The organism is Pseudomonas sp. H11T01 (assembly GCF_048515765.1).
In the GTDB taxonomy this organism is placed as follows: Bacteria; Pseudomonadota; Gammaproteobacteria; order Pseudomonadales; family Pseudomonadaceae; genus Aquipseudomonas.
This window is the reverse complement of sequence record NZ_JBLYED010000025.1, coordinates 54,821-68,648: the sequence shown is the minus strand read 5'-3', so window position 1 is coordinate 68,648 and position 13,828 is coordinate 54,821. Positions and strand designations below refer to the sequence as shown.

Below are 13,828 nucleotides of genomic sequence, written 5' to 3'. Positions count from 1 at the left end.
GGGTACTGCGGTCCCTGTGGGAGCGAGCTTGCTCGCGAAGACGGCCTCCCTGGCGACACAGAATTCGGAACTTGCTGATAGATGAAACAGAAAAAAGCCCAATGGCCCTGGCACGTATTGACCGTGCTGGTGCTGATCGGTCTGGCCGGCGCGCTTTACTACGCCACCTCGCTGATGTCCTACGAATGGCGCTGGAACCGCGTGCCCCAATACTTCGCCTACCACGCCGAAGAGTCCCAGCGAGCGGCGGATATCTCCACCGTCAGCGAACTGGTGCGCAAAGGCGACAAGGCCGAAGTCACCCTGCGCAACGACGCTGGTGACGAGCAGCACCTGACTGTCGACGACAACAGCCTGCAAGTCGCCCATGGCGATGAGGTGGCCGAAGGCGATGTGATTGGCGTCACCCGCCATTGGGCGGCCGGACCGCTGTTGTGGGGCTTGTGGACCACCTTATGGCTGTCGGTAGTTTCCGGTGTGCTCGGACTGCTGATCGGGCTGGCTACCGGCCTGTGCCGGCTGTCGAACAACCCGACCCTGCGCGACCTGTCGACGATCTATGTCGAATTGGTGCGTGGCACGCCGTTGCTGGTGCAGATCTTCATTTTCTACTTCTTTATCGGCACGGTGCTGAACCTCTCCCGCGAGTTCGCCGGGATTGCCGCGCTGTCGCTGTTCACTGGCGCCTATGTAGCGGAAATCATCCGATCGGGCGTGCAGTCAATTGCCCGTGGCCAGAACGAGGCCGCGCGTTCGCTGGGTTTGAGCGCTGGCCAGTCGATGCGCCATGTGGTCCTGCCGCAGGCCTTCAAACGCGTTCTGCCGCCGCTGGCTGGGCAATTCATCAGTCTGGTGAAAGACACCTCGCTGGTGTCGGTAATCGCCATTACCGAGCTGCTTAAAAGCGGCCGGGAAGTCATCACCACCTCGTTCTCGCCGTTCGAGATTCTGTTCTGCGTGGCGGGCCTGTATTTGTTGATCAACCTGCCGCTGTCGAAAATCGCCAGCCGGCTTGAGCGGAGGCTCGCGCAAAGTGATTGAAGTCCGCGATCTGGTAAAAGTCTTCGACACCCGTGGGCAAATAGTCCGCGCGGTAGATAACGTCACCACCCAAGTGGCGAAAGGCGAAGTGCTAGTGGTGATCGGTCCGTCCGGTTCCGGCAAATCGACCTTCCTGCGCTGCCTCAATGGCCTGGAAGAGTTCGACTCCGGCTCCGTCAGCATCGACGGCCTGGAGCTGGCCGACCCGAAAACCGACGTCAACGCCTACCGCCGTGAAGTTGGCATGGTCTTTCAGCATTTCAACCTGTTCCCGCACATGACCGTGCTGGAAAACCTCTGCCTGGCGCAGAAAGTCGTGCGCAAACGCGGCAAGCAGGAGCGCGAGGCCAAGGCCCGGGCATTGCTGGAAAAGGTCGGTATCGCACAGAAGGCCAATGAGTTCCCGTCACGCCTCTCCGGCGGTCAGCAACAGCGCGTGGCGATAGCCCGAGCGCTGGCCATGGAGCCGAAGGTCATGCTGTTCGATGAACCAACCTCGGCGCTCGACCCGGAAATGGTCGGCGAAGTCCTCGACGTGATGAAAACCCTGGCCCTAGAAGGCATGACCATGGTCTGCGTGACCCACGAAATGGGCTTCGCCCGGGAAGTGGCGGATCGGGTGCTGTTCTTCGACCACGGCAAATTGCTGGAAGATTCCCCGCCTGACGAATTCTTTGCGTCGCCGAAGGATCTGCGGGCTCAGGCGTTTTTAAGGCAGGTGTTGTAGATCCATGTCGCGCTCTTAGGCTTTGGGTGACTTGCAGGCTCTTGTCATCTTCATCAGGCTTAAAGATGAACGTCTCCTAAGGGTTTCTTAGTGGCTGTTTCTTCGGATCGAGGTGGAGTTTTGAACTACACCCGATTCAGGCCTGAATTCACCTCGATTAAATCTCGCCATCCAGTTGAATTTATCCAAATTCGCATTTGAGGCTTGCGCAGGGGATTTGTGAATAGCTAGGGGCGCCATGTAATCCTGGCTGCTTCTGGAAGTCGTTCCTGTCGAAGAGTTACTAAAATTACTGCCTAAGTTATGCGGCATATTGGGTAGAGACTGTGATCGTGTCAGGCGTGGGACTCGTGTTCGTTTCGGGACTTTCGATGGTCGGGCAAGTTTGTGCAGGGAAAGGCCGAAACCACTGATAAAAACCCATCCCGAAAGCGTCGCCATCGCGATCATGAGTGGATCATTTAGCGGTGAATCAGGGTGTTCATACCCAATAATGCCCATGACAGGGAAAAGTGCGGTGGCAGAAAACCCGCTTACTATTGCTATTCCCTTGGCGGTCCGCCCAAAACCGGTGCTTCCGACCCCGGGAATCCGCTGCGCCAGCGGTTGCAATTGCCTCACACTGGGGAGGCGGGAGAGCAGATAACTGCCTGTAAGATCCGCGACACCCATCGTAATCCATGCCAAATCCTGCCAATATTTTCCTGTGGGATCCGTGCGGTTAATGGGATCTCCCTCGCAATACGCATAGCCATTCAAGCCACCTTTTCCAAAGGGACTCAAACTATCCGGACTGTTAAAGCGCATAAGCACCGGATTGAACGCCCTGTGCCCGTTCCCCAGTAAATAATGGCCGGTGATCGGGTCGTGACGCTCGCCATTGAAACCCAGAAGGCTGGTTAATCCCCCTTCAGCCGGGCGATGACCATAAGGCGTATAGGCCGACGTGCCATCCGAAGTCTGTAATACCGAACGTTGTTTATCGGTCATCAGCAACGAAGTGCGCTGGATACCCTCCTGCCGCAGTTCTGCTAACAACATGTCCGTGCATTGAAAGATCTGACGCTGAATGGCGCCTTGAATTTCAGTAGTCAGCCGGTCTTTTTGATAGAGGCGATCCAGCCGAGGCTGACCTGCGGGCGTGCAACTTACCAAACGATCAAGGGCATCGTATTGGTAGTGAATTAATGAGCTGTCACGTGAATTGGACATTGATCATCCTCAGGCGGCTAGGCTATTGATCCAGCTTCTACCGGCGTGAGAACGATGTCTACCTAGCAGAACTGCTAGGTAGTTGTGACAGCAGCTCGTTCTTCAGGTCCTGAACCGCCCCACCAGCATCTGCAAATGCGTCCCCAACCGTGCTAACTCAACGCTGGAAGCCGCGGTCTCCTCGCTGGCTGCCGAGGTCTGTTCCGAAACATCCCTTACGTTCAGCACGCTACGGTTGATCTCTTCGGCCACGGTGCTTTGTTGCTCGGCCGCCGCAGCGATCTGCTGGTTCATCGCCTGAATCGCTGACACGGTGCGGGTAATGTTTGCCAGCGAACCCCCAGCGCGGCGGGTCAGTTCGACGCTGCTGTCGGTCAGGCTGCGGCTGTTGTCCATGATGTTGGCGACTTGCTGGGTGCCGCTTTGCAGGCCGACGATCAGTTCTTCGATTTCTTCGGTGGATTTTTGGGTGCGCAGGGCGAGGCTGCGCACTTCATCGGCGACCACCGCGAAACCGCGTCCGGCCTCACCGGCGCGGGCGGCTTCGATGGCGGCGTTGAGGGCCAGTAGGTTGGTCTGTTGCGCCACTGACTTGATCACGTCGAGCACGCTGCCGATCTTGTCGCTTTCGCGTTTGAGATGGCTCATGGCTTCGGTGGAGTTGCCGACCTCGGTGGCCAGGCGTTCGATCTGAGCGATCGCCTCGCCCACCACCTTGTCGCCTTCACGGGCTTGTTGGTCGGCAGCTAACGCGGCTTCGGAGGCTTCTTCGGCGTTGCGCGCGACTTCCTGCACGGTGGCGGTCATTTCATGCATGGCGGTGGCGACCTGGTCGGTCTCGACTTTCTGGCTGTTGACCCCGGCGCTGGTCTGTTCGGTGACGGCTGACAGCTGCTCGGCGGCGCTGGCGATTTGCGTCACCCCCTCGCTGATGCCACCGATCAGCTCCCGCAGGCTCACGGTCATGCGTTGCATGGCGCGTTGCAGTTGGCCGAGTTCGTCGCGGCGCTGAACGTCGAGGTCCTGGCTAAGATCGCCGGAAGCCACGCGCTCGACCACTTTGAGGGTCTGTTGCAACGGAATTACGATCTGCCGGGTGATTGCCCAAGCGGCAATCAGGCCGAACACCAGTGCCAGCACGGTAACGAGGGTCAGGGTGTTTTTTGCTTGCGCCGCATCGCTGTCACGCTTGGCGGTTTGCGCATTGGTCAGCTGCTTGCTCATGTCGAGCAAAACGTTGCCATGGTCTGCCATGCGGGTGAGGGCAGCGGCGCTGGCCACTTGGGAATCACGGAACTGGCTGACGGCTGCCCGGTAGCCTTTGAGCGATTCGGTGGCCTGCTGCAGGTTGGCGATGTGCTGTTCCGGCAGTTTGCCCGGCAGACTCTCGAGGTTCTTCAAGGCATTGTCGATGGCGTCCAGCGCCGGTTGCTCGGCCTCGGGCTTGCCACTGTAGGTGTAACCACGGACCTGGAAGCGCGCTTGCTGGATCAGTTTGCTCAGGTCGATCACGCTGTTGAACTGCGCGACGCTGTCACCTTGCAGCAAAGACTTCTCGACTTCCGCCACGCGGGCCACGGCATTGTCGGCGGTGGCGCCGAGTTTGGCGCGGGCGGCTTCGCGGTTCGCCGTTGCCTGAGTCATGTCGGCGAAGGCGCGTTTGTATTCGCTCACGGCGGCCAGTTGCCGGTCGAGCATGGCAATGCTGTCGGGCTGCTCAAGCCGTTTGCGCGCTACTTGCAGGCCCTCGTCGAGCTTATTCAGCAGATCGCTGACCACCGCCGGGCCTTGTTCGCCTCTGCGCATTTCGTAGTCCAGGCGGGCAATGCGCAGGTCTTTTGTCAGGTCGTTTAGCGTGGCGATATAGCCCAGTTTGTCGCCGCGCTCAATCACGCTACTCAGGCCCGTCCAGCCGGTGGAGGTAATCAGCAGGGTCAGGAGCAGCACCAGACCGAAGCCAATGCCAAGTTTCAGGTTGACGCTCACATTTCCCAGGTTCTGGGCTAGCCAACGGTACATGCTGTGAACTCCCTTAGCGCATGATTGGGTCTATTGGGAGTGTATCGGCAGGCCGGAGGAAACCTGTAGGTAGGAGCGAGGCTGAACTGGTCAAGTATTTCTGACACCCCGCAGCGCTCCGATCGCGAGCAAGCTCTGCTCCTACTGGCGGGCGCCGTGATCGTTTAGAACAGTCGAGAAAGGAGGGCGGTCACGGCCGTCTCGACCCGCAGGATGCGCTCGCCAAGCTGTACCGGTTGCAGGCCTGCCTTGGCCATCAGGTCGATTTCGTAGGGGATCCAGCCGCCTTCCGGGCCGATGGCCAGGGTCACCGGCTCGTCCAGGCCGCGTGGGCAGGGCGGGTAGTGACCGGGATGACCGACCAGCCCGAGGGTGCCCTCGACCATTGCAGGCAGGCGGTCTTCGACGAAGGGCTTGAAGCGTTTTTCGATGATGATTTCCGGTAGTACGCTGTCTCGGGCCTGTTCCAGGCCGAGGATCAACTGCTCGCGAACTGCTTCGGGCTCAAGGAACGGTGTCTGCCAGAAGCTCTTTTCGACCCGGTAGCTGTTGACCAGCACCACTCGAGGCACACCCATAGCGGCGACGGTTTGCAGCACGCGGCGAAGCATCTTCGGCCGCGGCAGGGCCAGCAGCAACGTCAATGGCAGCTTGGTCGGCGGTGGCTGGTCGAGGCTGACTCGAAGTTCCGCCTCAGAGGCTTCCAGGCGCAGCAACTCGGCCGAACCCATCAGCCCGCCGATGCGCCCGACCCGCAGGCTGTCACCGACGACCGAGCGATGGACTTCCTGCATGTGCGTCAGACGCCGATCGCGCAGGATCACCCGGTCGGCCGCAATGAAGTCGGCCTCTTCGAGGAGCAGCAAGTTCACGGCTGGGTCGCTGGCGGCTGGTCGTTATGGTCGCTGTCGGCGGGTTGGTCGTCGGGATGCTCGCCACGCTTGCTGATCAGGCTGCCGAAGAGAATGCCGATTTCGAACAGTAGCCACATTGGCACCGCCAGCAATGTCTGCGAGAAGATGTCCGGCGGGGTGAGGATCATGCCGACCACGAAGCAGCCGATGACCACATACGGGCGGATTTTCTTCAGGTATTTGACGTCGACCACGCCGATCCACACCAGCAGCACCACCGCCACCGGGATCTCGAACGCTACGCCGAAGGCGAAAAACAGCGTCATGACGAAATCGAGGTAACTGGTGATGTCAGTCATCATTTCCACGCCGGCCGGGGTGGCCGAGGCGAAAAATTTGAAGATCAGCGGGAACACCAGGAAGTAGGCGAAAGCCATCCCGGTGTAGAACAGCAGGATGCTCGAAACCAGCAATGGCACCGCGATTCGTTTCTCGTGCTTGTACAGACCCGGTGCGATAAAGCCCCAGATCTGATGCAGGATCACCGGGATCGCCAAAAACAGCGAGACCATCATCGTCAGCTTGAGCGGTGTGAGAAACGGCGAGGACACATCGGTGGCGATCATCGTCGCGCCCGCCGGCAGGTACTGGCGCAGCGGGATGGAGACGAAGGTGTAGATCTGCTGGGTGAAGGCAAACAGCCCGGCGAAGATCAGGAAGATCGCCGCGACACAACGCAGCAGGCGGGTGCGCAACTCGGTGAGGTGCGAAACCAGCGGCATGTGCTGGTCGTTTTCCGGTTTATCAGCGCTCATGGGGCTCGCGGCGGCAAAGTGGGGTCGTGGGGGGCAGGCGTACTGGGTGCCGCCGCAGGAGAAACGGGTGCTGTCGGTGTCGCGCTGACAATCGGTTCAACAGGGCTGACAGCTGTCACCGCAGGCGCTGGCTCGACGGCAGCCGCGACTGGCGCATGAATCGTCTGCTCTGTCACTGGCTCGAAGGTGGTCGGCGTCTGCTGTTGCGGCGCGAGGATCTTCCGCGCTTCCTCTTCCAGCGACAGGATGTGTTCGTTGTGCAGTTGCCGGCGAATTTCGTCGGCACCAATTTCACGTTCAACTTCCTGTTTGATCGCGTTGAAGCTGCGCTTCAGACGTCCGATCCACAGGCCGGCCGTTCGCGCAGCACCCGGCAGACGCTCTGGGCCAAGCACCAGCAAGGCGACGAGGCCGACGAGCAGCAGTTCAGAGAAGCTGATACCAAACATTAGTCAGTGCTCACGAGTCTTTGCGGATCGGCTCTTCGACTTTATGTGCCTGCACGTCGATAGTGTGCGGTTCGTTCAGCGACGAAGATTGTGGCTGCGTTGGCGGTACCGGTTGGGCCGGTGTCACCGTCGGATCAGCAGGTTTTTCTTCGTCGTTCATGGCCTTGCGAAAGCCCTTGATCGACTCACCGACGTCAGTGCCGAGGTTTTTAAGCTTCTTGGTACCGAATACCAACACGACGACAACCAGGATGACGATCCAGTGTTTCCAGTCAAAAATGCCCATGCTGCAACTCCTCTCTTATAAGTGTTATTCAAGCGGACGGGCGCGAAGCCTTCTCGACGTGCCCGGACGTACCGATGCGCCGCTCCAGCTCGTCCAGCACGGCCTGTGGATGCTGCCCCAGTTGGGCGAGCATGACCAGACTGTGGAACCACAAATCAGCAGTTTCGTAGATCACATCACTGCAGTCACCGCTGATGGCGGCGTCCTTGGCGGCGATGATGGTTTCCACTGATTCCTCGCCGACTTTTTCCAGAATCTTGTTCAAGCCCTTGTGGTACAGGCTGGCGACATAGGAGCTGTCGGCCGCTGCGCCTTTGCGCTCTTCCAGCACTTGGGCCAGACGGGTCAGGGTGTCAGTCATTTCAGTGTCCTGCCGAATAGATGGCGTGCGGGTCTTTGAGCACTGGGTCGACGGTCTTCCAGTCGCCGTTCTCATAGACGCGGTAAAAGCAGCTTTGGCGGCCGGTGTGGCAGGCGATGTCGCCGATCTGTTCGACCATCAGGATGATCACATCGGCGTCGCAGTCCAGGCGCATCTCGTGCAGTGTTTGCACATGCCCGGACTCTTCACCCTTGCGCCACAGCTTGCCGCGGGAGCGGGACCAGTAGATGGCCCGGTTCTCAGCGGCGGTCAGCTCCAGTGCTTCGCGGTTCATCCAGGCCATCATCAGCACGCGCCCGGTTTTGTGATCCTGGGCAATCGCCGGTACCAGGCCGTCGCTGTCCCATTTGATCTCATCCAGCCATTCTTTCATCTTCGACTCCGACAACCGGGCTCAGCGCTCATTGCTGCGCCTCGGCGATGTAGAACAGTGTGCCAGCACCTTGCGCCACTGGCTATCGGCGCACGACCAGATACAAACCGACAGCAATCATGATTCCAGCCGGCCAATGCCCCCATTCATTCAACGGTCCACCGGCCGCGAGTATCGTGCCGCCAGCCAGGTGTGCAGTCCCGAGCAGGCGCAGGAATACGTCGTCCTTTCGTTTGTGCCACTGTGGCGGCGTATTGGACGCATGAGGTTGCGACATGCGTTCGAGCAGGTCGCGGGTCATGTTGGCCAGGTGTGGCAGTTGCTCGACCTGACTCTGCAGGTTGCCCAGCAAGGCTTTGGGGCTGACCCGATCGCGCATCCAGCGTTCGAGGAACGGCTGGGCTGTGTTCCACAGGTCCAGGTCCGGGTACAGCTGACGGCCGAGGCCTTCGATGTTCAGCAAGGTTTTCTGCAAAAGAACCAGCTGCGGTTGCACTTCCATGTTGAAGCGCCGTGCGGTCTGGAACAGGCGCATCAGCACCTGGCCGAAGGAAATGTCTTTCAATGGTTTTTCGAAAATCGGTTCGCAAACGGTACGGATCGCTGCTTCGAATTCATTGAGCTTGGTTTCCGCCGGCACCCAGCCCGAATCGATGTGCAATTGGGCGACGCGGCGGTAGTCGCGCTTGAAGAAGGCGAACAGGTTACGCGCCAGATAGTCCTGGTCTTCCGGGGTCAGGCTGCCGACGATGCCGCAGTCGATGGCAATGTACTGCGGGCTCCACGGTTGTACGGTGCTGACGAAGATGTTGCCGGGGTGCATGTCGGCATGGAAGAAGCTGTCGCGAAATACCTGGGTGAAGAAGATTTCCACACCGCGTTCGGCGAGCATTTTCATATCGGTGCGCTGGTCGGCCAGGGTCGCCAGATCGGTGACCTGAATACCGTAGATGCGCTCCATCACCAACACTTTCGGCCGGCACCAGTCCCAGTAGACCTGCGGCACGTAAAGCATCGGCGAGCCTTCGAAGTTACGTTTCAGCTGGCTGGCATTCGCCGCCTCGCGCAACAGGTCGAGTTCGTCGTAGATGGTTTTTTCGTAGTCCTGAACCACGTCCACAGGGTGCAGCAGGCGGGCATCAGCGGAGAGCTTTTCGGCAGCGCGGGCGAGGATGAACAGCCAGGCCAGATCCTGGGCGATGATGGGTTTGAGGCCTGGGCGTATGACCTTGACCACCACTTCTTCGCCGCTTTTCAGTTGCGCGGCGTGAACCTGAGCCACCGAGGCCGAGGCCAGTGGCTCGAAGTCGAAACGGCTGAAAACCTCGCTGATTTTCTTGCCGAGCTGGCTTTCGATCAGATCCATCGCGTGTTGCGAGTCGAACGGAGGTACGCGGTCTTGCAGCAGCATCAGCTCGTCGGCAATGTCTTCGGGCAACAGGTCACGGCGAGTGGATAGAATCTGGCCGAACTTGATGAAGATCGGCCCCAGATCCTGCAACGCCAGACGCAGGCGCGCACCGCGGGTAAGCGTCAGTGTCTTGCGTGGAAACCAGCGCCACGGTAAGGCATAGCGCAGCGCGAGCAGAAACCAGGGCAGCGGCAGGGCGAACAACAGGTCATCGAGGCGGTAGCGGATCACAACGCGCTGGATGCGAAACAAACGGCGGACGGCAAGCAGCTTCATGCGTTATCGCTTGAATCAAGGGATCGGGAAAGACGCTCGAAACGCGCCTCAAGACGTTCCAGATCAAGCTTGATCTGGTCTAGTTCGCTGAAGCGGGCTTCGGCTTCGCGCTGGCCTACCAGGGCACGCGACTCTTCGCTGAGGTATTCGGCAAGGTTCTGGTTCAGGCTGGCGAAACCTTGCTGATACCAGCGCGCGCGGCTGCGCAAATGGCCGCCGAGCAATTGAGTGGCGACCGGGCCGAGCCAGCGTGAAAGCTCATACTCCCAGTCCAGCTCGAGGTCTTGCAGGATGGCGGCGAGTTCCAGCAGTACGGCGCTGTCACCTTCGAGTTCGACTTCGGGACCGTGGAGGATCGACGTCTTGTCCTTGCTCAGCCCCAGGCTCAGCAAGCTCGACGCCGGAGCGCGCAAGGTGCAATCGGCATCGGCAGCCCAATGAGCGGCCAGCATCAGGCCTTCATCGCTGGGCATAATGAACAGCTGCAACGCCGGGTTGCGGCAATCGACAGCAATCACCTTGCCGCTCAGATGCTGCAAGCGCGGCAGGGCCGTGCTGTCGAGGCGCAGCACGCGGTTGAGGCCGTGTTCGACGCCGGCGAGCAGGCCGCTGAGCAGCATCAGGGTTTGATGCCGCGATGCAGGGCGACGATGCCTGCGGTCATGTTGTGGTAGGTCACGCGGTCGAAACCGGCCTCGACCATCATCGACTTCAGGGTTTCCTGATTCGGGTGCATGCGGATCGACTCGGCCAGATAGCGATAGCTTTCCGAGTCATTGGTGATCAGCTTGCCCATCAGCGGCATGAAGGCGAACGAATAGGCGTCGTAGGCTTTGGACATCAGTGCGTTGGTCGGTTTAGAGAACTCCAGCACCAACAGGCGACCGCCGGGCTTGAGTACGCGCAGCATGGACCGCAGGGCGTCTTCCTTGTGGGTCACGTTGCGCAGGCCGAAGGCGATGGTCACGCAGTCGAAATGGTTGTCCGGGAACGGCAGTTTTTCGGCGTCGGCCTGGACGAACTCGACATTGCCCGCCACGCCCAGATCCAGCAAACGATCGCGACCGACCTTGAGCATGGACGCGTTGATGTCAGCCAATACCACCTGACCGGTCGGGCCCACCAGGTGCGAGAATTTTCGGGTCAGGTCGCCCGTACCACCTGCGATGTCCAGCACGCGATTGCCGGTGCGAACGCCAGACAGCTCGATCGCGAAACGCTTCCACAGCCGGTGCATGCCGCCCGACAGCAGGTCGTTCATGAGGTCGTACTTGGCGGCTACCGAGTGGAAAACCTCCGCGACTTTTTCCGCCTTCTGGCTTTCCGGGACGTTTTTGAAGCCGAAGTGAGTGGTGGGTTCGGCATCACTGCCTTTGCGCTGATCAGTCATATCGCTGTCACCAAAAGAGAATGCGGGACATTCTAATCCCGGTGGCGGTCTTTGTCTTGGCAAGGCTGAATGTAAGATAGGTAACCGCCAGGACGTTTTGACGCATGAGGGTCAGACGCTCCAGGCAAGTCCCGATAAAACAGGAGTCATTCAATGGCCCGTATAAGTGTTGAACGCGCCCATGGCCTGGGTAAGGAAGCTGCCCGCGAGAAGGCCGACAAGTTAGCGCAGAAACTGTCCGATCAATATGGCCTGGAGCCGCAGTGGTCCGGTGACACCCTGAACCTCAAGCGCTCCGGTGTGAAAGGTGCGGTGTATGTGGGCGATGACTCGATCAGGGTTGATGTCGAACTGGGCCTGTTAATGTCGGCCATGAGTGGCACGATCAAATCGGAAATCGAAAAGGCGCTGGATAAAGCCTTCGCCTGAAATGCTCCTACAGAGGTTTGTGTTATTTCTTAGGGTGCCGTTTCTAATTTTTCTCACTACTTTGTGCCTAAGCCCTCATTCCTGCGGGCAGTTCCTCAAACCTTTTGCGCGTGAGGTGCACCATGGCCAAAGTTAGTCTGAAGAAAGAAATCGACGTTCAGCCAACCACTCTGAGCGAAGTGAAAGTGTATGCCCGCAAGATCTGGCTGGCTGGCCTGGGTGCCTACGCCAAGGTCGGTCATGAAGGCAGCGAGTACTTTCAAGAGTTGATCAAGGCGGGTCAAGCTGTTGAAAACAAAGGCAAAAAAGTTGTCACTGAACAACTTGAAGCCGCTAACAGTCAGATTGATAACGTCAAGAGTGACGTCACCAGTTTCAAGGGCAAAGTCGAAGTGCAACTGGATAAAGTCGAGAAGGCTTTTGACACGCGTGTCGCCAGTGCCTTGAATCGCTTCGGCATTGCGTCTAAACATGATGTTGAGACACTCTCTGCTAAGCTCGATGGGCTGACGGCATTGCTTGAACGTGTCGCGCGTAAACATTAAGGAGAACGGGATGGCTGGTAAAAAGAATACTGAAAAAGAAGGCAGCTCGTGGATCGGGAAAGTCGAAGACTACTCCCGCAAAATCTGGCTCGCTGGTTTAGGCGTGTACTCGAAGATCGATACTGACGGCAGCAAACTCTTCGATACCTTGGTCAAAGATGGCGAGAAAGCCGAGAAGCTCACCAAAAGTGCTGTCGGCAAAAAAGTCGATGCCGCCAAGGACTCTGCCCAGTCGGCCAAGTCCCGTGTCGGTGATGTCAAAGACCGTGCGCTGGGCAAATGGGGTGAGTTGGAAGAGGCTTTCGACAAGCGTCTGAACAGTGCCATTTCGCGTCTTGGCGTGCCTAGCCGCAATGAAGTGAAAGCGCTGCACAGCAAGGTCGATACCCTGACCAAGCAGATCGAGCGTCTGACCGGTGCTTCGGTCACGCCGCCAGTCGCTGCCAAAACCGCTGCGGCTAAACCAGCAGCAAAAACTGCGGCCAAACCACTGGTAAAAGCAGCAGCTAAGCCTGCAGCTAAGCCCGCGGCTAAAGCAGCAGCAAAACCTGCCGCTAAAACCGCCGCAGCTAAACCTGCAGCGGCCAAGCCGGCCGCTAAACCGGTTGCAGCTAAACCTGCTGCTGCGAAGAAGCCGGTTGCCAAAAAGCCAGCGGCGCCGAAGGCTGCTGCACCCAAGCCTGCAGTTGCTGCTGCCAACCCCGCAGTTCCGGTCAGCACAGCGAACTCCGCTGCTGCACCGACCCCTGCGGTCACCCCGACTGTTGCGCCGACTTCACCGACGCCAACCAGTCAGTCCTGATTTTTTGGGGGCTCACAAAAACGCCCGGCCTGCAAAGGTCGGGCGTTTTTGTTTCTGTGTTGATCGTTCCCACGCTCCCGCGTGGGAATGCCTCTATGGACGCTCTGCGTCCGCTTCGGCAGTGACGCGGAGCGTCACGGGCTGCATTCCTTTGCGGCGCGAGGGAACGATCATCTTTTGATCACTCATGCTCATCCAGATACCGCAACGCCATTTGCTCGGTCGCCAATTTCACTGGCGGCAGCAAGTGCGGCGCTACCAGCATCATGATTTGGTACACCACCACCCGAACTTCTCCCCCGCGATCAAGAATCCGTTGATAGTCGAGTGAAAACAGCAACGTCATGGTGATCTGCTCGACCAGTTGCCCCAGCGCCTGTGTGTCGCTGACCAACTGTCCTTGCGCTTTCAACCGTGCCAACAACGACGCCAGGGTACGCTTCAAGGCATTGAGCAGGTTGCGAATACCTTTGGCCAGTTTCGGCAAGCGTCCGGCCAGGTTGGACAGGTCCTGAAAAAGAAAGCGGTAGTGCGCCAGGCGTTCGACGATCAAGTGCAGGAACAGCCAATAGTCTTCAGCGGTCAGCTGAACGTCCGCTGGCGGATCGAGCAGAGGGACCAGTTCGGCCTGGAAGCGCTCGAACAAGCCGAGGATCAGCGGTTCCTTGCCATGAAAGTGGTAGTAGAGGTTGCCAGGACTGATGCCCATCTCATTGGCAACTTCCATGGTGGAGACATTCGGTTCGCCCTTTTGGTTGAACAGTTGCAGGGCACATTCGAGGATCCGGTCGCGGGTTTTCATCCAGTCTTCTTGGTT

Annotated in this window: 17 protein-coding genes and 1 pseudogene; 5 read left to right on the top strand and 13 right to left on the bottom strand. The window is 58.9% G+C overall.

Annotated elements, in window-relative coordinates:
• Window positions 1-81: 81 nt before the first annotated feature.
• Both ACN1C3_RS26470 and ACN1C3_RS26465 read left to right on the top strand, forming a co-directional pair.
• The gene (locus ACN1C3_RS26470) at window positions 82-1,041 is read left to right on the top strand and encodes an amino acid ABC transporter permease (RefSeq protein WP_419118688.1); all 960 of its coding nucleotides are present in this window, start codon (window positions 82-84) and stop codon (window positions 1,039-1,041) included.
• Window positions 1,034-1,768 (top strand): amino acid ABC transporter ATP-binding protein, encoded by a 735-nt coding sequence (locus ACN1C3_RS26465; RefSeq protein ID WP_419118687.1) that lies wholly within the window; start codon window positions 1,034-1,036, stop codon window positions 1,766-1,768. The genes ACN1C3_RS26470 and ACN1C3_RS26465 overlap by 8 nt, the downstream gene beginning before the upstream one ends.
• A gap of 87 nt (window positions 1,769-1,855) precedes the next feature.
• Here ACN1C3_RS26465 and ACN1C3_RS26460 read toward each other — a convergent pair whose 3' ends face one another.
• The 12 genes and pseudogenes from ACN1C3_RS26460 to ubiE all read right to left on the bottom strand — a co-directional run bounded on the left by ACN1C3_RS26460 (window position 1,856) and on the right by ubiE (window position 11,235).
• Window positions 1,856-2,980 carry an RHS repeat-associated core domain-containing protein gene (locus ACN1C3_RS26460; protein WP_419118686.1) on the bottom strand — a complete coding sequence of 375 codons (1,125 nt, stop codon included), beginning with the start codon at window positions 2,978-2,980 and terminating at the stop codon, window positions 1,856-1,858.
• A gap of 102 nt (window positions 2,981-3,082) precedes the next feature.
• Window positions 3,083-3,796 carry a methyl-accepting chemotaxis protein gene (locus tag ACN1C3_RS26455; protein ID WP_419118704.1) on the bottom strand — a complete coding sequence of 238 codons (714 nt, stop codon included), beginning with the start codon at window positions 3,794-3,796 and terminating at the stop codon, window positions 3,083-3,085.
• Between the two features lie 141 nt (window positions 3,797-3,937).
• Window positions 3,938-4,999: pseudogene (locus ACN1C3_RS26450) on the bottom strand (methyl-accepting chemotaxis protein); the annotation flags it as partial.
• 164 nt (window positions 5,000-5,163) lie between these two features.
• On the bottom strand, window positions 5,164-5,871 hold the full coding sequence (locus tag ACN1C3_RS26445) for a 16S rRNA (uracil(1498)-N(3))-methyltransferase (protein WP_419118685.1): 708 nt from the start codon (window positions 5,869-5,871) through the stop codon (window positions 5,164-5,166).
• On the bottom strand, window positions 5,868-6,668 hold the full coding sequence (gene tatC, locus ACN1C3_RS26440; protein ID WP_419118684.1) for a twin-arginine translocase subunit TatC: 801 nt from the start codon (window positions 6,666-6,668) through the stop codon (window positions 5,868-5,870). The genes ACN1C3_RS26445 and tatC overlap by 4 nt, the downstream gene beginning before the upstream one ends.
• The gene (gene tatB, locus ACN1C3_RS26435; protein WP_419118683.1) at window positions 6,665-7,117 is read right to left on the bottom strand and encodes a Sec-independent protein translocase protein TatB; all 453 of its coding nucleotides are present in this window, start codon (window positions 7,115-7,117) and stop codon (window positions 6,665-6,667) included. The genes tatC and tatB overlap by 4 nt, the downstream gene beginning before the upstream one ends.
• A 10-nt stretch (window positions 7,118-7,127) precedes the next feature.
• Entirely contained in the window at window positions 7,128-7,403 is a 276-nt protein-coding gene (locus ACN1C3_RS26430) for a twin-arginine translocase TatA/TatE family subunit (RefSeq protein WP_419118682.1), read from the bottom strand.
• A gap of 28 nt (window positions 7,404-7,431) precedes the next feature.
• Window positions 7,432-7,764, bottom strand: coding sequence for a phosphoribosyl-ATP diphosphatase (locus ACN1C3_RS26425; protein ID WP_419118681.1), 333 nt, complete (start codon window positions 7,762-7,764; stop codon window positions 7,432-7,434).
• Between the two features lies 1 nt (window position 7,765).
• Complete coding sequence (hisI, locus tag ACN1C3_RS26420) at window positions 7,766-8,158, bottom strand: phosphoribosyl-AMP cyclohydrolase (RefSeq protein ID WP_419118680.1); 393 nt, start codon at window positions 8,156-8,158, stop codon at window positions 7,766-7,768.
• Between the two features lie 82 nt (window positions 8,159-8,240).
• On the bottom strand, window positions 8,241-9,845 hold the full coding sequence (gene ubiB, locus ACN1C3_RS26415; RefSeq protein WP_419118679.1) for a ubiquinone biosynthesis regulatory protein kinase UbiB: 1,605 nt from the start codon (window positions 9,843-9,845) through the stop codon (window positions 8,241-8,243).
• Complete coding sequence (locus ACN1C3_RS26410; RefSeq protein ID WP_419118678.1) at window positions 9,842-10,465, bottom strand: ubiquinone biosynthesis accessory factor UbiJ; 624 nt, start codon at window positions 10,463-10,465, stop codon at window positions 9,842-9,844. The genes ubiB and ACN1C3_RS26410 overlap by 4 nt, the downstream gene beginning before the upstream one ends.
• Window positions 10,465-11,235, bottom strand: a complete 771-nt coding sequence (gene ubiE, locus ACN1C3_RS26405; RefSeq protein WP_419118677.1) for a bifunctional demethylmenaquinone methyltransferase/2-methoxy-6-polyprenyl-1,4-benzoquinol methylase UbiE — start codon at window positions 11,233-11,235, stop codon at window positions 10,465-10,467. The genes ACN1C3_RS26410 and ubiE overlap by 1 nt, the downstream gene beginning before the upstream one ends.
• A 153-nt stretch (window positions 11,236-11,388) precedes the next feature.
• Between ubiE and ACN1C3_RS26400 the strand changes: the two genes are divergently transcribed.
• From ACN1C3_RS26400 to ACN1C3_RS26390, 3 genes are all read left to right on the top strand, one after another.
• On the top strand, window positions 11,389-11,664 hold the full coding sequence (locus ACN1C3_RS26400; RefSeq protein WP_419118676.1) for a polyhydroxyalkanoic acid system family protein: 276 nt from the start codon (window positions 11,389-11,391) through the stop codon (window positions 11,662-11,664).
• A gap of 122 nt (window positions 11,665-11,786) precedes the next feature.
• Window positions 11,787-12,209: a phasin family protein gene (locus ACN1C3_RS26395; protein WP_419118675.1), complete on the top strand. Its 423-nt coding sequence runs from the start codon at window positions 11,787-11,789 to the stop codon at window positions 12,207-12,209.
• Between the two features lie 10 nt (window positions 12,210-12,219).
• On the top strand, window positions 12,220-13,011 hold the full coding sequence (locus ACN1C3_RS26390; protein ID WP_419118674.1) for a phasin family protein: 792 nt from the start codon (window positions 12,220-12,222) through the stop codon (window positions 13,009-13,011).
• Between the two features lie 181 nt (window positions 13,012-13,192).
• On the opposite strand, the gene ACN1C3_RS26385 is transcribed toward ACN1C3_RS26390, so the two are convergent.
• Window positions 13,193-13,813 (bottom strand): TetR/AcrR family transcriptional regulator, encoded by a 621-nt coding sequence (locus tag ACN1C3_RS26385; RefSeq protein WP_419118673.1) that lies wholly within the window; start codon window positions 13,811-13,813, stop codon window positions 13,193-13,195.
• Between the last annotated feature and the right edge of the window lie 15 nt (window positions 13,814-13,828).